General features: G+C 69.9%; 19 protein-coding genes. 7 read left to right on the top strand and 12 right to left on the bottom strand.

The window, feature by feature from the left end; translation table 11 throughout:
* Positions 1–36: 36 nt before the first annotated feature.
* Complete coding sequence (locus tag ACFHVL_RS16300) at positions 37–783, bottom strand: hypothetical protein (RefSeq protein ID WP_416628771.1); 747 nt, start codon at positions 781–783, stop codon at positions 37–39.
* Positions 784–835: 52 nt separating this feature from the next.
* Positions 836–1,033, bottom strand: a complete 198-nt coding sequence (locus ACFHVL_RS16295; protein ID WP_278168638.1) for a hypothetical protein — start codon at positions 1,031–1,033, stop codon at positions 836–838.
* 67 nt (positions 1,034–1,100) lie between these two features.
* Between ACFHVL_RS16295 and ACFHVL_RS16290 the strand changes: the two genes are divergently transcribed.
* From ACFHVL_RS16290 to ACFHVL_RS16270, 5 genes are all read left to right on the top strand, one after another.
* Positions 1,101–2,078 (top strand): helix-turn-helix domain-containing protein, encoded by a 978-nt coding sequence (locus ACFHVL_RS16290; protein ID WP_416628769.1) that lies wholly within the window; start codon positions 1,101–1,103, stop codon positions 2,076–2,078.
* Between the two features lie 232 nt (positions 2,079–2,310).
* The gene (locus tag ACFHVL_RS16285; RefSeq protein WP_416628768.1) at positions 2,311–3,471 is read left to right on the top strand and encodes an agmatinase family protein; all 1,161 of its coding nucleotides are present in this window, start codon (positions 2,311–2,313) and stop codon (positions 3,469–3,471) included.
* A gap of 47 nt (positions 3,472–3,518) precedes the next feature.
* A complete protein-coding gene (locus ACFHVL_RS16280; protein ID WP_416628767.1) occupies positions 3,519–4,550 on the top strand; it encodes an aliphatic sulfonate ABC transporter substrate-binding protein in 1,032 nt (343 codons plus the stop codon).
* Entirely contained in the window at positions 4,547–5,452 is a 906-nt protein-coding gene (locus tag ACFHVL_RS16275) for an ABC transporter permease (protein ID WP_416628765.1), read from the top strand. The genes ACFHVL_RS16280 and ACFHVL_RS16275 overlap by 4 nt, the downstream gene beginning before the upstream one ends.
* Positions 5,449–6,273 carry an ABC transporter ATP-binding protein gene (locus tag ACFHVL_RS16270; RefSeq protein ID WP_416628763.1) on the top strand — a complete coding sequence of 275 codons (825 nt, stop codon included), beginning with the start codon at positions 5,449–5,451 and terminating at the stop codon, positions 6,271–6,273. The genes ACFHVL_RS16275 and ACFHVL_RS16270 overlap by 4 nt, the downstream gene beginning before the upstream one ends.
* On the opposite strand, the gene ACFHVL_RS16265 is transcribed toward ACFHVL_RS16270, so the two are convergent.
* Positions 6,270–6,686: a VOC family protein gene (locus tag ACFHVL_RS16265; protein ID WP_416628761.1), complete on the bottom strand. Its 417-nt coding sequence runs from the start codon at positions 6,684–6,686 to the stop codon at positions 6,270–6,272. The two genes, ACFHVL_RS16270 and ACFHVL_RS16265, sit on opposite strands and share 4 nt — an antisense overlap.
* 17 nt (positions 6,687–6,703) lie before the next feature.
* The gene (locus ACFHVL_RS16260; protein ID WP_416628759.1) at positions 6,704–7,186 is read right to left on the bottom strand and encodes a winged helix-turn-helix transcriptional regulator; all 483 of its coding nucleotides are present in this window, start codon (positions 7,184–7,186) and stop codon (positions 6,704–6,706) included.
* Between the two features lie 56 nt (positions 7,187–7,242).
* Here ACFHVL_RS16260 and ACFHVL_RS16255 point away from each other — a divergent pair, with 56 nt between their 5' ends.
* A complete protein-coding gene (locus ACFHVL_RS16255; protein WP_416628757.1) occupies positions 7,243–7,776 on the top strand; it encodes a PaaI family thioesterase in 534 nt (177 codons plus the stop codon).
* Positions 7,777–7,799: 23 nt separating this feature from the next.
* Positions 7,800–9,068, top strand: a complete 1,269-nt coding sequence (locus ACFHVL_RS16250) for an MFS transporter (RefSeq protein WP_416628755.1) — start codon at positions 7,800–7,802, stop codon at positions 9,066–9,068.
* Between the two features lies 1 nt (position 9,069).
* On the opposite strand, the gene urtE is transcribed toward ACFHVL_RS16250, so the two are convergent.
* The 8 genes from urtE to ACFHVL_RS16210 form a co-directional block, all read right to left on the bottom strand.
* Positions 9,070–9,762, bottom strand: coding sequence for an urea ABC transporter ATP-binding subunit UrtE (gene urtE / locus ACFHVL_RS16245; RefSeq protein WP_416590095.1), 693 nt, complete (start codon positions 9,760–9,762; stop codon positions 9,070–9,072).
* Positions 9,763–9,767: 5 nt separating this feature from the next.
* The gene (gene urtD / locus ACFHVL_RS16240; RefSeq protein WP_416628754.1) at positions 9,768–10,574 is read right to left on the bottom strand and encodes an urea ABC transporter ATP-binding protein UrtD; all 807 of its coding nucleotides are present in this window, start codon (positions 10,572–10,574) and stop codon (positions 9,768–9,770) included.
* Positions 10,571–11,770: an urea ABC transporter permease subunit UrtC gene (urtC, locus tag ACFHVL_RS16235; RefSeq protein WP_416628753.1), complete on the bottom strand. Its 1,200-nt coding sequence runs from the start codon at positions 11,768–11,770 to the stop codon at positions 10,571–10,573. Before urtC ends, urtD begins: the two co-directional genes overlap by 4 nt.
* Positions 11,767–12,642, bottom strand: a complete 876-nt coding sequence (gene urtB / locus ACFHVL_RS16230) for an urea ABC transporter permease subunit UrtB (protein WP_416628752.1) — start codon at positions 12,640–12,642, stop codon at positions 11,767–11,769. Before urtB ends, urtC begins: the two co-directional genes overlap by 4 nt.
* 33 nt (positions 12,643–12,675) lie before the next feature.
* Complete coding sequence (gene urtA, locus ACFHVL_RS16225) at positions 12,676–13,860, bottom strand: urea ABC transporter substrate-binding protein (RefSeq protein WP_416628751.1); 1,185 nt, start codon at positions 13,858–13,860, stop codon at positions 12,676–12,678.
* A gap of 211 nt (positions 13,861–14,071) precedes the next feature.
* Complete coding sequence (locus tag ACFHVL_RS16220; RefSeq protein ID WP_416628843.1) at positions 14,072–14,989, bottom strand: acyl-ACP desaturase; 918 nt, start codon at positions 14,987–14,989, stop codon at positions 14,072–14,074.
* 122 nt (positions 14,990–15,111) lie between these two features.
* Complete coding sequence (gene hisS / locus ACFHVL_RS16215; protein WP_416628750.1) at positions 15,112–16,497, bottom strand: histidine--tRNA ligase; 1,386 nt, start codon at positions 16,495–16,497, stop codon at positions 15,112–15,114.
* An 11-nt stretch (positions 16,498–16,508) separates the two neighbouring features.
* On the bottom strand, positions 16,509–17,225 hold the full coding sequence (locus tag ACFHVL_RS16210) for an MBL fold metallo-hydrolase (RefSeq protein WP_416628749.1): 717 nt from the start codon (positions 17,223–17,225) through the stop codon (positions 16,509–16,511).
* Positions 17,226–17,516: the final 291 nt, after the last annotated feature.

Below are 17,516 nucleotides of genomic sequence, written 5' to 3'. Positions count from 1 at the left end.
CCGGTGAACCGGTCCGGGTGACTTCGCCACAACTGCTCAGCGTGGATTGAACGAGCGCAACCGGTCGGCACGGCAGCGTCGCTCGGCCGCCTCGGCCAGCATGACGATCCGGACGCGTTCGGCATGGGCGCTACGGCGCTGGTCCGCGCCGCTGACCACTTCACGCCGAGCGACCACGAGCAGCGTCAACACCCCGGCCACCGCAAGGGACCACCACGCGATCGCCGGTGGATCCGCGCACAACACGGCGACAAGTGCGATGACACCCAGCAGGAAGCCACCGCACCCCACGCTGCCGAAGAACGTGGCCGCTGCGGAATCTACTGGTGGCAGCCGGCGCAGCCTCCTCCGGTGGTTGACCGGCTGCGGAGTCCACAACGCCATCCCGTACCTGGCCAGGAACTCGTCGACGACCCACTGGTCGGTGCGGCTGCCCGGGAGCGGGCCGCCGGCCGCTACACCGCCGGGCCAACCCTGATCCCGGTACGGAGCCAGGTCGACCGCGTGCACCCGACGCCGACCCTGCGCCTTCGCCGCCCGGCGGCCCTGCTGGAACCGGGCTACCTGAGCGAGCCACACCCGCCGACTGGCCTTCAACGCGGACATCGCCGATTCGAGCGCCGCCGGATCGTCCAGCGAGCCGAAGCGCTCCCGCAGGTGGCGCAGGGTCGACCCGAAGCCGTACGGGGCGTACCGGCACAGGCAGCGCCGCCAGGCGGCCACCCGCAGGTGCAGCGGCTTCGAGGGGTCCCGTACGGCTCGCGCGTCACTGGCGAAGCTCACGGCGGAAAGCTAGCCGCAGGCTGCCACCCTCGCCAGCCTGATTCCCGCTAGTTCAGCTCGCCCTGGGCGGTCGGTTCTCCTGAATCCACCGCTCGACATCAGCCTTCAACCACACCGGACCCTGCGCCAGCCGGGCTACCGGGTCAGGGAAGCCCTTGGACCGGCTGACCACGTATGCCCGCTGCTTGCTCACCGGCTTCTCCGGCGTGCCCAGCATCGCGCGCAGCTCCGAAGTCCCGACCAGGTCCACCCAACCGACGTTACGGAGTTGCCTTAGGGCATTGCCTTTGGGCAACTGATGCTTCACGCTATCGGGTATGGCTGGCAAGGGCGGCGGCCGAGGGGCCGCGACGTACAACGGACGTGGTGTCCGCGCGGCGGGCACCAACGCGCAGGCGGGCGGGACGGCGCTGCTGCGGCGCCAGGTGGGGCGCTGGTTGGCGGCGCTGCGCCACGAAGCCGGGCTGTCCCAGGACACCGCCGCCGACAAGCTGCACCGGGGCAGCGGCACCCTCTGGCGGATCGAGGCCGGCGACCTGCGGATCCGGTGGAACGTGGCGGACATGTCGGCGCTCTGCCAGCTGTACGGGGCCGACGACGGGACCACCGAACGCCTGCTCGCCCTGGCGGCGGAGCTCGACCGCCCAACCGGGGGTCGCTGGTGGCACGACGAGCTGACCGGGCCGCCGGCCGATGCCGACCCGTACCCGGTGTTCGAGCAGTCCGCGACGCTGATCCGCTGCTACGACCAGGCGATGATCCCGGACCTGCTGCAGATCCCCGGGTACGCCGAGGCGGTGCTGAGCTGCCCGGCCGGTCACCGCAGCGACGACGAGATCGCCGCCCGCCTCGACCAGTTGGCCACCCGACAGCGGCACCTGCTGACCCATCCGTACCCACCGGCGGTGCAGGTGATCGTCAACGAAAGCGCGCTGCGGCGTACCGTCGGCGGCCCGGCTGCGATGCGGGCGCAACTCGACCACCTGCGCGCGCTGGCCACCCGGCCGGGGATCTCGGTCCGGGTGCTGCCGCTGGCCGGCGGCGCGCACGCCGGCATGACCAACTCGTTCACCTTGCTGCGCTTCGCCGCGACCACTGTCACTCCCGGACGGCCGGTTGCCGGGTCGGGGCTGGTCCGGCTCGGCACCCTGACCGGGACGATGTACCTGGACCAGCCGGCGCACGTCTCCGCGTACGAACGGGTCTGGTCCGACCTGGCTACCCACGCCGTCGACGAGGCGATCATGCGCGGGCCCGAACAGCCGATACGGAAAGGCAACGGGTCAGCAAAGTGACTGAAACCACAGAGGCGTCTACTCCGGGTGACTCACCAACGGTGAGGCGCACCTAGGGTTCCGCCGCCGCCGGGCAGCCAGAGACGGGCAACCGGGGGCGGGGCTGGTCCAAGAGGTGCAGGCGCCGGACCGCCGACACGGGCGGGCATGGCGTTCCACGGCGGGACAAAAGCCCGGGAGGCAGCCGAATGTCTGGCTGTGCCTCAGCCAGGCCCTCATTCGGAGGTGCCCCGTGGGCTTCCACCACCATCACAATCACCCGCACCGCGACGAGCAGCCCGCCGACCAGCCCGAGCTGCACGGCAACTACGGCCCGGAGGCGGCGTACGCGGTCGCCCGCGAAGCCGAGCTGCCCACCACCAAGTGGGAAGAGGAGATCGCCCGCGGCCTGGAGTACGGCCTGCCCGGCGCGGACTCGATCGTCGACAAACGGATCCCGACGTTCTCCCGTGGCGAGCTGCCGCACTTCGCCGGGATCAACACCTTCCTGAAGGCACCGTACGTCGAAGACGTACGCCGTTGCGGCGAGTACGACGTCGCGGTCCTCGGCGCGCCGTTCGACGGCGGTACGACGTACCGCCCCGGGACCCGGTTCGGGCCGCAGGGCATCCGCAAGATCTCCGCGCTGTACGGGCCGTACTCGTTCGAACTCGGCGTCGACCTACGGGAGTCGATCACGATCGCCGACCTGGGGGACATCTTCACCATCCCGGCGAACATCGAGAAGACCTTCGACCAGATCTCCAAGGCGGTCAGCCACGTCTACTCCTCCGGGGCGTTCCCGGTGGTGCTCGGCGGCGACCACTCGATCGGCTACCCGACGGTGCGCGGCGTCGCCGAGCATCTCAACGGCAACCTGGGCATCATCCACTTCGACCGGCACGTCGACACCCAGGAGACCGACCTCGACGAGCGGATGCACACCACCCCGTGGTTCCACGCCACCGACATCCCGAACGTGCCAGCGAAGAACCTGGTGCAGATCGGCATCGGCGGCTGGCAGGCACCCCGCCCCGGGGTCAAGGTCGGCCGGGAGCGCGGCACCACGATCATGACGGTCACCGACTGCGTCGAGATGGGCATCGAGGCCGCCGCCGCCAAGGCCCTCGAAGTGGCCTGGGACGGTGCAGAGGCGGTCTGGTTGTCGTTCGACGTGGACTGTCTGGACGCCGCGTTCGTGCCCGGCACCGGCTGGCCCGAGCCGGGCGGCTTCCTGCCCCGCGAGGTGCTCAAGTTCATCCAGTTGATCGCCGAGAAGCCGCTCGCCGGCATCGAGGTGGTGGAGTGCTCGCCGCCGTACGACAACGCCGACATCACCTCGCTGATCGCCACCCGGGTCATCTGCGACACCCTCGGCTGCCTGGTCCGGGCCGGGCACCTGCCGCGCCGCTGACCTGCACCCGCAGGGACGCGGATCCCCTTATCCAACGGAGGACATAGATGCGACGTACCGCCATATTTTCCCGCCGCTGGCCCACCCGGGCGGTCATCGCCGCCGCCTGTGCGGCGACGCTGCTGGTCACCGCCGCCGGCTGCGGCGACGACAGCGACGACGCCGGGTCCGGTTCACAGACCGTACGGTTGGGGTTCAGCGCCTGGCCCGGCTGGTTCCCCTGGCAGGTCGCGCAGGAGCAGGGGTTGTTCGAGGCCAACGGGGTCGACGTCGAGCTGACCTACTTCGACAGCTACACCGACAGCCTGACCGCGCTCGCCACCGGCAACCTCGATGCCAACAGCCAGACCCTCAACGACACCCTGTCGTCGGTCAGCGGCGGTGCCAGCCAGACCGTGGTGCTGGTCAACGACAACTCGACCGGCAACGACCAGATCATCGCCGCGCCGGGGATCGACTCGGTGGCGGACCTGGCCGGCAAGCGGGTGGCGATCGAGGAGGGCACCGTCGATCACTACCTGCTGCTGCTGGCGCTCGCCGAAGCCGGGTTGTCCGCCGACGACGTAGAGATCAGCCCGTTGCTGACCGACGCGGCCGCCGCCGCGTTCCTCGCCGGCCAGGTCGACGCCGTCGGCGTGTTCGCCCCGTTCACCACCACCGCCTTGGGCCTCGACGGCAGCAGGGCGATCGCCACCTCGGCCGACTTCCCCGGGGCAATCCCGGACCATCTGGTGTTCGACTCGGAGTTCGTGGCCGGGCAACCGGAGCAGGTGCAGGCGGTGGTGGACACCTGGTTCGACACCCTGGAGTGGATCGCCGACAACCCGGACGAGGCGATCGACATCATGGCTGCGCAGGCCGGGGTCAGTGTCGAGGACTACCGCACGTACGACGCCGGCACGACGATCTTCAGCCTGGCCGAGAATCAGGCCGCGTTCGAGCCGGGTGACACCCCGGCGAACCTGGACTTCCAGGCCCGGTCGATCGCCGAGTTCCTTGTCGAGACCGGGCTGGTGGACGAGGCGCCGTCGACCGACGGCCTGCTCGACGGGCAGTTCGTGGCGGCGGTGTCACCGTGACCGTCGCGCCGGCGCCAGCGACTACGAACGGCGGCCCGGACGACACCGGCAGGCCCGCCGACGACAGTATCGGCCGGGCGACGTGGGGGCCGCTGCCCCGGCGTCGCCCGGCCCGCCGGGTGCCGGCACTGCTGGCCATCCGTACACCGATCCCGGCAACTGGACGGCGGATGTTGACGGTCGCCTCGATCGTGGTGCCACTGGCTGCCTGGCAGGTCGGCAGCATGCTGGTCGACGGGCAACCGGACTTCTTGCCGTCGCCGTGGGAGTCGGTGACGGCCGGCGCGGAGATGGCCCGCTCGGGTCAGCTCTGGACCGACACCGCCGCGACCGTGGGTCGGGTGCTGCGCGGCTTCGGCCTGGCCGTGGCGGTGTCGGTGCCGCTGGGTCTGCTGATGGGCAGCTTCCAGGCCGGGCGGGCGGCGTTGGAACCGATGATCGGCCTGCTGCGCTACCTGCCGGCCAGCGCGTTCATCCCGCTGCTGATCATCTGGTTGGGGTTGGGCGAGCCGTCCAAGGTGGCGTTGATCTTCATCGCGACGGTCTTCTTCAACACCCTGATGACCGCCAACGTGGTTCGGACCGTGCCGGCCGGGTTGATCGACGTGTCGTACACCCTCGGTGCCCGGCGCTTCGAGGTGCTGCGCAAGGTGATCGTGCCGCACTCGCTGCCCGGCATGATCGACTCGATCCGGGTCAACGCCGCCGCCGCGTGGAACTTCGTCGTCGTCGCCGAGCTGATCAACGCCCAGTCCGGGCTGGGCTACCGGATCGTCCGGTCGCAACGCTTCAACCAGCTCGACAACATCTTCGCCGTACTGATCGTGATCGCGCTGATCGGGGTGGCGATCGACCTGACGTTACGGACCACCCGCGACCGGATCGGCAGGTGGACGACGTGACCGCGACCCAACCCGCGCCGTTGGTGCGCCTCGACGCCGTCGGCAGGGACTTCCGGACCGCCGCAGGCGGGTCACTGCGCGCGCTCGACGGCGTGGATCTGGCGGTACGCCGAGGCGAGTTCGTCTGCATGGTCGGCGCCTCCGGATCCGGCAAGTCGACCCTGCTGTCGTTGATCGCCGGGCTGGCCGCGCCGGGCCGGGGCACCGTGCTGCTCGACGGGGCGCCGGTCACCGGCCCCGGACCGGACCGGGGCCTGGTGTTGCAGAGCGGCGCGGTGTATCCGTGGCGCACGGTGCAACGCAACGTCGCGTTCGGGCTGGAGCTGCTGCCGATCAGCCGGGCCGAACGGGTCCGCCGGGTCGCCTGGTACCTGGCGGAGACCGGGCTGACCGGGCTGCGGCACGCGCTGCCGAAACAGCTCTCCGGCGGGCAGCTCCAGAGGGTGGCGATCGCCCGCGCGTTGGCCTGTGAGCCGCAGGTGCTGCTGCTCGACGAGCCGTTCGGCGCCCTGGACGTGCAGACGAAGGAGGACATGCAGCTGTTCGTCCGCCGGGTGTGGGCCGACACCGGCACCACCGTGGTGATGGTGACCCACGACGTCGAGGAGGCGGTTTTCCTCGGCCAGCGGGTGGTCGTGCTGGCCAGCGACCCCGGGCGGGTCGCCGCCGACCTGGCGGTGGAGTTGCCGCCGGACCGCGCCGGCGTGCCACGGGACCTGGCGGTCAAGCGGCTGCCGGAGTTCCTGGCACTGCGCGCCGAGGTGGAGGACCAGGTCCGCGCCTACCACCAACGGCACGCCGCCGCCCAGCCGGGCGGTTAGCCGCTGCCCGTACTGTCACCGCGGGCGGGGCCGATCAGGTCCCACCGGTTGCCGGCGATGTCGGCGAAGACCACCACCCGGCCGTACGGTTCGGTGCGCGGCGCGGTCACGAACCGAACGCCGTGGTCGACCATCCGCTGGTACGCGGCCTCGAAGTCGTCCACCCGCAGGAAGAAGCCGACCCGGCCGGCGGCCTGGTTGCCGATCGCCGCCCGCTGGGCGTCGCCGTCGGCGCGGGCCAGCAGGATGCCGGTCTCGGCACCGGGTGGCCGCACCACCACCCACCGTTTGGGGCGGCCGTCGTTGGTCGTCGACGGGGAGTCCTCGACCAACTCGAAGCCGAGGACGGTGGTGAAGAAGTCGATCGCCGGGTCGTAGTCGTCGACGACGATGGCGGTGAGCGAGATGTGCACGCCCGCAGCGTAGGTCCTCAGCCGGTCGGTTCGCGGCGGCGGGCACCGGGGCCGGGGCGAGGCAGCACGTCGCGGGGGTCGGCGACGTCGTGGCCGGCGGTGCAGCGCATCGTCACGCCGACCTCGGCGCCGCAGTCGCGGTGGGTGACGGCGAGCGCGGAGCCGTCCGGGTCGGCGCAGTACCGGTCGCCCCACTGCAGCATGGCGACCAGCACCGGCCACAGGTCGAGCCCTTTGTCGGTGAGCCGGTACTCGTAGCGTTGCCGCTCCCCCGGTTCCTGGTACGGGTGCCGGCGCAGCAGGCCCTGGTCGACCAGCATGGTGAGCCGGTTGGTCAGCACCTGACGGGGGACGCCGGTGCGGTCACGCATCTGGTCGAAGCGCCGTACGCCGTTGAAGACCTCGCGGAGCACGACGACGGTCCACCGCTCGCCGATGATCTCCATGGTGCGGGCGATGGTGCAGTTGTCGATGGACCAGTCGAGTGCGGTAGGTCTCACCCCGACCAGGCTAGGTCTTGTTGACAGACCTAGCAACCGGCTGCCAGGCTGCGTCCATGACACAGACTCAGCAGCCGACGCCGGACGCCGCGCAGCGCAGTCGCACCTTTTCGTGGACCGACCCCGCCACGGTGCGGCTGGCGGCCTTGAACGGCCTCGACGGACTGGGCCAGCTGCGGGCGATGGCCTCCGGGGAGATCCCCGCCCCGCCGGTCATGGTGATGCTGGGCCTCGAAGGGTTGGAACCCGAGCACGGCCGAGTGGTCACTGTGCTGACCCCACAGGAGTTCCACTACAACGCCCTGGGCACGGTGCACGGCGGCATCATCTCGACGCTACTGGACACCGCGGCCGGCTGCGCGGTGCACTCGGTGCTGCCAGCCGGGACGAGCTACACCTCGATCGACCTGAACGTGAAGTTCCTGCGCCCGGTGACGCTCGCCTCGGGCACGCTGCGCTGCGAGGGCACCGTTGTGCAGCGCGGGCGGCGCACCGCGTACGCCGAGGCGAAGCTGACCGACGCCGCCGGCCGGCTGGCCGCCCACGCCACCTCGTCCTGCCTGCTGTTCGAGCTACCACCGACGACCTGACACCCGCCCGGCCGGCCGGCTCCTTGCCCACCGCTGCCATCATCGACCCGGTGAGTGCCGAACCGCAGCGCCTCGGGGTGCGCTTCTGGCAGCTGTGGTCGGCATCGGTGGTCTCCAACCTCGCCGACGGGATCGTGAAGATCGGGCTGCCGCTGGTCGCGATCGGCTACACCAGCTCGCCCGCGCTGGTGGCCGGGGTCGCGGTGGCGTTCTCCCTGCCTTGGTTGCTCTTCGCGCTGCCGGCCGGCGCGCTCGTCGACCGGTTCGACCGGCGCCGGGTGATGCTCGCCGCCAACGCCTTCCGCGCCGGGATGGCCGGCGCGCTGGCCCTGACCATGGTGCTCGGCCTCGGCTCGATCTGGCTGCTCTATCTCATGGCGTTCAGCGTCGGCGTCGCCGAGACCCTCTACGACACCTCGGCCCAGTCGATCCTGCCGCAGTTGGTGCCGCGCACCCTGCTGCCCCGGGCGAACGGGCGACTGCACGCCGCCGAGATGACCGCCAACCAGTTCATCGGCCCGCCACTGGCCGGGTTCCTGGTCGCCGCCAGCGCAGCCGTCGCCGTTGCCGGGCCGGCCGGACTGTGGGCCGCTGCCATCGCGACGCTGCTGCTGGTGGGTGGCCGCTTCCGGATCGAACGAGCCACCTCCACCACGATGCGCGCCGAGATCGCCGAAGGGCTGGGCTTCCTCTGGCGGCACCGGCTGCTACGCACCCTCGCGGTGATGGTCGGCGTCAGCAACTTCACCACCAACGCCGTCTTCGGGGTGCTGGTGCTGTACGCGGTCGGCCCCGGGTCGGCGATGGGGCTGACCGAGCCCACCTACGGGTTGCTGCTGACCACGGTGGCCGCCGGTATCGTGGTCGGCTCGCTGGTCGCCGCTCGGATCGAGCGCCGGCTCGGCCGGGCTCGGGCTCTCTGGGTGTCAGTGGTCGCGTGTGCCGGTCTGGTCGGCGCGCCCGCGCTGAGCACCAACGCGGTCCTGCTCGGCGCGGTCTTCTTCGGCGGCGGCGTCCTGGTCGCCGCCTGGAACGTGATCACGGTGTCGCTGCGCCAGCGGATCACCCCGGACCGGCTGCTGGGCCGGGTCAACAGCGGCTACCGGATGCTTGCCTGGGGCAGTATCCCGCTGGGTGCCGGCACCGGTGGGCTGCTGGCCGAGGTGTTCGGTCTCCGCGCGGTGTTCGCGATCATGGGCGGGTTGGCGCTCAGCCTGCTGGTCGGCATGTTCTGGGTCACCGACGCCGCTATCGACGCCGCCGAACGCGACGCGGCGACCTGGAAAACGTAGGTCAGACCGACAGCAGTTGGCGGACCGACTCGTCGCGCAGGTCCTCCTTGTCGCCGGCCCGGACCACCTCGCCGGCGTCGAGGATGACGAACTGGTCGGCCAGCCGCAGCGCCAGTTCGAGGTACTGCTCGACCAGCAGGATCGCCAGCCCGGCCTCGGAGTGCAGCCGTTCGATCGCCTCCTCGATTTCGACGATGATGGACGGCTGGATGCCTTCGGTCGGCTCGTCGAGCAGCAGCATCTTCGGCCGGGTGACCAGTGCGCGGGCGATCGCCAACTGTTGCTGCTGGCCGCCGGAGAGGAAACCGGCCCGGCGGCGCAGCAGCCCGCGTAGCGCCGGGAACAGGTCGAGGGCCTCGTCGACGCTGGACTTGTCGGTCCGCGCCGCCTCGACCGCGACCTGCAGGTTCTCCGCGACGGTCAACTGTGGAAAGGTCTCGTGGCCCTGCGGCACGTAGCCCAGCCCGAGGCGAACCCGCTCGTGCGTGCGTAGTTTGGTGATGTCGCGCCCCTCGAAGGTGACCCGGCCGGCGCGCACCGGCAGCACCCCGGTGATCGCCTTCAGCAGCGTGGTCTTGCCGACCCCGTTGCGCCCCATCACACAGACCAACGCACCGGCCGGGGCCTGCAGGTCGACCTCGAAGAGCACCTGGGCCCGGCCGTACGCGACGTCGAGTGACTCGACGGTCAACATGGCACTCACGACGACGCCTCCTGGACGATCGGGGATCCCTGCGCGGCGGCCGGCGACCCGGCGGGTTCGTCGGTCTCGTCCCGGCTGCGCCCGAGGTAGACCTGCTGCACCCGGGGGTCGGCCTGCACCTGCGCGACGGTGCCCTCGCAGAGCAGTTTGCCCTCGTGTAGCACGGTGACGGTGCTGGCGAAGCGACGCAGGAACTCCATGTCGTGCTCGATGACCATCACGGTGTGGTCCTTGGCGACCTCGCGCAGCAGCTCACCGGTGCGTTCCCGCTCGCTGCGGCTCATTCCGGCCACCGGCTCGTCGAGCAGCAGCAGGCTGGGCTGCTGCACGATCAGCATGCCGATCTCCAGCCACTGCCGCTGTCCGTGGGAGAGCACTCCGGCCGGCCGGTACGCCAGGTCGGACAGGCCGGTGGTGTCCAGCGCCCGCGACACCTGGTCGGAGACACCGCGACGGCGGCGCAGCAGGCCGACCATCCGCCGGCGGAAGGACGCCGCCAGGTCGAGATTGTCCAACACGGTGAGCTGCTCGAACACCACCGAGGTCTGGAAGGTCCGGCCGATGCCGAGCCGGACGATCCGGTGTTCCCGCTGGCCGACGAGTTCCTTGCCGTTGAACCGCACCGACCCGGACGCCGGCCTGGTCCTGCCGGTCACCACGTCGATCAGGGTGGTCTTGCCGGCACCGTTGGGTCCGATCAGGAACCGCAACTCGCCCGGCTCGACGGTCAGGCTCAGGTCGGTGACCGCCCGGAATCCGTCGAAGACGACGTTGAGGTCGCGTATCTCCAGTTTGCCGCTCATCGTTGCTCACCGCCAACCGAGGCGGTCGCCGCCGCAGGTTGTGCTCCGGTGGGCTCCGCGGTGCCGCCCGCTGCCGGCGATACTGGCGCAGCCGCTCCTGGTGGGCCGCCGGACGACCGGTCCGGCCAGCGGTGCCGCAACACCACCCAGCCGTCGGCGAGCAGCCCGGCGAGGCCGCGGGGTGCCCACATCATCACCGCGATGAACAGGCCGCCGAGCAGGTAGAGCCAGCCCGAGGGCCACTGCTCGCTGAGCACGGTGCTGCCGTAGTTGAACAGGATCGCGCCGCCGACCGCACCGGCCAGCGAGAACCGGCCACCGATCGCGACAGCGACCAGCATCTCGATCGACGGGATCACGCCCAGATCGGCTGGGCCGAGGATTCCGACGACCGGCACGAACAACGCGCCGGCGATCCCGGCCATGGCCGCCGAGAGGGCGTACACCAGGGTCTTCACCACGGCCGGGTCGTAGCCGAGGAAGCGGACCCGGTCCTCGCCGTCGCGGATGGCGACCAGCAGTTTGCCGAACCGGCTGTGGGTGAGCTGCCAGGCGGCCAGGAAGACCAGGCCGAGTGCGCCGACGGCGACGTAGTAGACGATCCGTTTCTGTGCCGGGTCGTACAGGTCCAGGCCGAAGAAGAACTGGACGTTGGTCAGTCCGTTGGTGCCGCCGGTGAGGCCCTGCTGGCCGACCAGCAGGATCACGAACGCGGCCGCCAGGGCCTGGGAGAGTACGGCGAAATAGGCGCCACGCACCCGCTGGCGGAACACCAGCGTGCCGAGGATCAGGGCGACAGCGGTGGGCAGCACCACCACCATGGCCAGGGCGAAGAGCGGGTTGCGAAAGGGTGCCCAGACGGCCGGCAGGGTCTCCACGCCGCTCCACACCATGAAGTCGGGCAGGTTGCCCTCACCGGCGTCGGCGAGTTTGAGGTACATGCCCATGGCGTAGCCGCCGAGGCCGAAGAAGACGCCCTGGCCGAGGGTCAGCATTCCGCCGCGACCCCAGGCCAGGTAGATGCCGACGGCGACGATGGCGTAGCAGAGGTACTTGGCCAGCAGGTCCAGCCGGAACGGGCTGAGCACCAGCGGTGCGACGACCAGTAGCAGCACGCCGACCGTGACGAAGACCGCCGGTCCGGGCCAGCGAGCCGCCGGTCGCGCCGCGGACCGGGTCGTCCGGGCGGCGCTCATGTCAGTGCCCGGGAACGGAGGACGAACATTCCCTGCGGGCGGAACTGGAGGAAGGCCACGATCACCGCGAACACCACCACCTTGGCGAGGCTGGCATCGGTCCAGAATTCGACGAAACTGTTGACCACACCGAGGGCGATCGCGGCGATCACCGCACCGCGCAACTGCCCGAGTCCCCCGGCGACGACGACGAGGAACGCGTCCACGATGTAGTAGGTGCCCAGCGACGGACCGACCGGGCCGATCAGGGTGAGTGCCACCCCGGCGACGCCGGCCAGGCCGGAGCCGATGAAGAAGGTGAGCTGGTCGACCCGTTGGGTGGCCACCCCGGTCACGGCCGCGAGTTGCCGGTTCTGCATCACCGCCCGCATCCGCCGGCCGTGGGGCAGCTTGCTCAGGTAGAGCGAGATCGCCACCACGCAGGCGATCGCGAGGGCCATGATGAAGATCCGGTTGTACGGCAGCCGTACGCCGGCCACGTCGACCCCGCCGGTGAGCCAGCCGGGCGCGGTGACCTGCACGTTCGGCGCGCCGAAGATGTCCCGGGCGAGCTGCTGCAGGATCAGGCTGACGCCGAAGGTGAGCAGCAGGGTGTCCAGTGGACGGCCGTAGAACCGACGGATCACCAGACGTTCGAGGATCACGCCCATGGTGCCGGCGATCAGGAACGCCACCGGCAGGGCGGCCGGGACGGCCTGCGCCCCGACCAACCCCTGCATCAGGTACGCGGTATAGGCGCCCGCCAGGATGAACTCCCCATGGGCCATGTTGATGACGCCCATTTGTCCAAAGGTGAAGGTCAGTCCGAGCGCGATCAGGAGCAGCACCGCTCCGATGCTCGCGCCGATGACCAGTTGGTTGAGTACCGCCATGGCGGGCGCCTCCCTCCGCTAGCTACCGGCGCGCTACGACAGGCCTTCGGCCCAGTCGTAACCGGTCAGGTACGGGTCCGGCTTGATGGGTTCGCCGGAGTTCCACACCTCCTGGATCTGGCCGTCGGGCTGCACCACGCCGATCCTGGCCGTCTTGAAGACGTGCTGGTTGTCGCCGTCGATGGTGACCGTGCCCTCCGGGGCCTCGATGCTGATTCCGCCGGCGGCCTCCTTGACCGCCTCGACCTCAGTGGTGCCGGCGGCTTCGACGGCCGCGGCCCACAGGTAGACGGCGTTGTAGCCGGCCTCCATCGGGTCGGAGGTGACCTTCTCGGCCCCGTACTTGGCCTTGAACGCCTCGACGAAGGCGGTGTTCCGGTCGCCTTCGGTGGTCTGGTAGTAGTTCCAGGCGACCAGGTGGCCGGCGACGTTCTCCGGTCCGATGCCGACAACCTCCTCCTCGGCGACGCTGACCGACACGGTCGGCATCGCGTCGGCGGTGACGCCGGCGCTGGTCAGCTGCTTGAAGAAGGCGACGTTGCTGTCGCCGTTGAGGGTGTTGAAGACCGCGTCGGGGCTGGCCTGCTGGAGTTTGTTGACCACTGTGCTGTATTCGGTGTGGCCCAGCGGGGTGTATTCCTCGCCGACCACCTGCATGCCGTTGGCCTCGGCGTACGCCTTGATGATCTTGTTTGCGGTCCGCGGGAAGACGTAGTCGCTGCCGACCAGGAAGATCGTTTTGTGACCCTGCTCCTTCAGGTAGTCCAGGCCGGGGACGATCTGCTGGTTGGTGGTGGCTCCGGTGTAGAAGATGTACGGCGAGCTCTCCAGCCCTTCGTACTGCACCGGGTACCACAACAGGGCCTTGTTGCGCTCGAAGACCGGCAGCATCGCCTTGCGACTGGCCGATGTCCAGCCACCGAAGACGGTGGCGACCTCGTCCTGGGATATGAGCTTCTGCGCCTTCTCGGCGAACGTGGGCCAGTCCGACGCACCGTCCTCGACGACGGGCTCGATCTGCTTGCCCAGCACACCACCGGCGGTGTTGATTTCCTCGATCGCGAGCAACTCTGCGTCGCGTACGGTGACCTCGCTGATCGCCATGGTGCCGCTCAGCGAGTGCAGGATACCGACCTTGATGGTGTCGGAGTCACCGCCGCCACCGGCCGAGGACGTGGGGTCCTGGGCACAGGCGGTCGCGGCAACCAGTGTCGACAATATACAGAGTGCGGCTAGGCCGCCCCGGAGACGCAGTGGCATCCAACTTCCCTTCAGCCGAAGCGTGGTGCCACGAAACGTAGGGACGTGGAGTTTCACGCATCTCGACACATCGATTTCCAACGCGTTAAGCCCGCCTCACAGTCGACCTGAACGGTCAGTGAGGCGGGCTTGACGACGGGTTATCGAGAGGCCGATGGCGCGGCGGTGGTCACCGGTTGCGGGCGCGGCGCTCCTCGCGGCGGGCCTCGAACCGGGCGGCGGCGGTGTCCAACTGGGACATCTGCGTGGCCAACTGCTCCCGGGCCGCTTCGCCGTCGGCGTCGAGCCCGGTGACGTTCCAGATGTCCCACTGCCGCAACACCGGCGAGAGCACCTCGTCGTGGTGCTGACGCAGGTCGTAGATGCCGGCCATGGCGATAGCCACCGACTTGCGGACGAAGCCCTCGATGCCGGCACCCGGCATCTGGAAGTCGGCCACCACATCGGCCACCGCCCGCATCGCCTGACTCGGCGCCAGCTCGAACGACGCGGCGAGCAGGTTGCGGTAGAACATCATGTGCAGGTTCTCGTCGGCGGCCACCCGGGCCAGCAGGCGCTCGCAGAGCGGATCGCCGGTGGCCTTGCCGGTGTTGCGGTGCGAGATCCGGGTGGCCAGCTCCTGGAACGAGACGTACGCCAGTGAATGCAGCACCTCGTAGCTGTGCACGTTGGAGTAACCGGTGGACATGTGCACCATCCGGGCCCGCTCCAACTCCACCGGGTCCACCGCCCGGGTGACGGTCAGGTAGTCCCGGATCGCGATGCCGTGTCGCCCCTCCTCCGCCGTCCACCGGTGTACCCAGGTGCCCCAGGCCCCGTCACGACCGAACCGGGTGGCGATCTCGTGATGGTAGGAGGGCAGGTTGTCCTCGGTCAGCAGGTTGACGATCAGGGCGGTGCGGGCCACGTCGGAGAGCTGGGAATCCTCCGGCGACCAGGCCTCACCGCCGAGCGGGCCGTCGAAGGTGCGCCCGTCGCTCCACGGCACGTACTCGTGCGGAAACCACTCCTTGGCCAGTCCGAGATGCCGGTTCAGGTTATCGGCGACCACCGGTTCGAGCTCGATGAGCAACGCGGTCTGGGACATCGGGGCAGTGGCGGCGGCGGTCAACGACATCTCCCAACACGGCAACAACTTACGACTACGTAACTTACGCAACCGTAGGTTATGCGGTGCCATCACCGCCACTTCTCTCGCGAACCTTGCACCTATCGCGGCATATTATCCAGATTTTCTGGTGGTCGACCCGCAGCCGGTGCCGGCTGATCGGAGACCGTCGGCAGCAGGTCAGCCGCCGCCGGCTGCCACGAGCCGGCCTGCGCCGACACCTGGTCACCCGAGCGGATGTCCTTCACCCCGTCCGGCTCACCGTCCACCCCCAGGAACCAGACGTACGGAATGCCACGCCGCTGCGCGTACCGGATCTGCTTGCCGAACTTGGCCGCCGACGGTGACACCTCGGTGGCGATCCCCCGCCGGCGCAGCGTGTCGGCCACCCGGTTGCCGGCCGGCCGGTCGGACTCGGCCGGCAACGCCACCAGCACGCAGGTCGGCACCGGGCGGGAGATCGACAACGCGTCGGCACCGAACAGCAGGCCCAGTAGCCGGGACACGCCGATCGAGATGCCCACCCCTGGGAAGCGGTCCGCCCCGGCGGAAGCGAGATCGTCGTAGCGGCCACCCGAGCAGATCGAGCCGAACCGCTCGTACCCCTGCAGCTGGGTCTCGTAGACCGTACCGGTGTAGTAGTCCAGGCCACGGGCGATGCGCAGATCGGCGACGCACAGGCCGGGCGAGTGCGCGGCCGCGGTCTGCAGCACCGCGACCAGCTCGGCCAGCCCTTCGTCGAGTAGCGGGTGCTCGACACCGAGGCCGCGCACCGCGTCGTCGATCGAGGCGTCCGGCGCGGAGATCTCCGCCAGCGACAGGCAGGCCTTCGCCTGGCTCTCACTGGCACCGGCCGTGCTCATCAGCAGCTCGGCCACCCGCTGGGGGCCGAACCGGTCCAGCCGGTCGATCGCCCGCAGCGCGGCGTCCGGATCGGTCAATCCGATCCCCCGGTAGAAACCTTCGCAGACCTTGCGGTTGTTGACCTGGATCCGCACCGGCGGGATCGGCAGACTGGCCAGCGCGTCGCCGATGATCAACGGAAGCTCGGCCTCGTGGTGCGGGGCCAGCTCGTCGCGGTCGACGATGTCGATGTCGGCCTGTAGGAACTCGCGGTAGCGGCCCTCCTGTGGCCGCTCACCGCGCCACACCTTCTGGATCTGGTAGCGGCGGAACGGGAACTGCAGTTTGCCGGCGTTCTCCAGCACGTAACGGGCGAACGGCACGGTCAGGTCGAAGTGCAGCCCGAGGGCGTCGTCGCCGGTCTGCGCGTCCGGATCGGCCTGCAGTCGACGCAGCAGGTAGACCTCCTTCGAGGTCTCCCCCTTACGCAGCAGCTGATCCAGCGGCTCGACCGCGCGGGTCTCCAGCGGTGCGAACCCGTACAGCTCGAAGGTGCGGCGCAGCCGGTCGATCACGTACTGCTCGATCATGCGTTGCGGGGGCAGCCACTCCGGAAAACCGGAGATCGGCCTGGGCTTGCTCATCAGGGTCCTCGTCACAGTCCGGTACGGCGAGCCGGCGGCGCGCTATCGCTGCCGGTGGCCTCGCGCAGGTAAGGGTTGGTGGCCCGCTCCCGGCCGATGGTGGTCGCCGGGCCGTGGCCGGGGAGCACGACGGTGTCGTCGGCCAACGGCAGGACCTTGTCGCGCAGGCTGGTCATCATCGTCGGCAGGCTGCCGCCGGGCAGGTCGGTGCGGCCGATGGAGCCGGCGAACAGCACGTCACCGGAGAGGCAGACCTGCTCGGTCTCCCAGGGGGAGTCGGCGCCGGGCAGCCGGAACAGCACCGATCCGCCGGTGTGTCCGGGGGCGTGGTCGACGGCGAGTTCCAACCCGGCGAGCACCAGCGTGGCGCCGTCGGTCAGCTCGGCCACGTCGTCGGGTTCGCTGTACGGCAGCCGGCCGCCGAACATCGCGGTCAGGTCTGCCGACAGGCCCTTCGCCGGATCGGCCAGCAGCTCGCGGTCGCCCGGATGGACGTACGCGGTGATGCCCCGGGCACCGCAGACCGGAGCGACCGAGAAGGTGTGGTCGAGGTGCCCGTGGGTCAGCAGCACTGCGGCCGGTTGCAGGCGGTGCTGCGCCAGCACCTGTTCCAACTGGTCCAGCACCCCGATGCCTGGGTCGACGATCACGCACTGCTCGCCCGGGCCGGTCGCCACCACATAGCAGTTGGTGCCGAACGCCTGCGCCGGGAACCCGGTGATGAGCACGCCTCTCCCTCCTCGCGTCCCGTCCGCACCTGCGGGCGGGACGAACCGCCGTCGAGCCTATCCGCCGCCGCCACACGGCTCACCCATGGCACACCACCTACCCGACACGGGGCCTGACCGACCCATCCGCCATAATGATGATCTCCGATTGGATACGGAGCCGACCTCATACAACAATTTCCCAGCGGTTACCCGTACACTCTGGCGGGCATGTGGCGTGGCGCACCACAAAGGCGCCCGGATCCGGCACGCCCGCCGCAAGGCGCAGGGATGATCAGGAAAGGGGAGCAC

The sequence above is a fragment of the Micromonospora sp. LOL_023 genome (assembly GCF_048060115.1).
GTDB lineage: Bacteria > Actinomycetota > Actinomycetes > Mycobacteriales > Micromonosporaceae > Micromonospora_E.
Note: the sequence above shows the minus strand (reverse complement) of the source record. Positions and strands in the feature narration are given on the sequence as shown.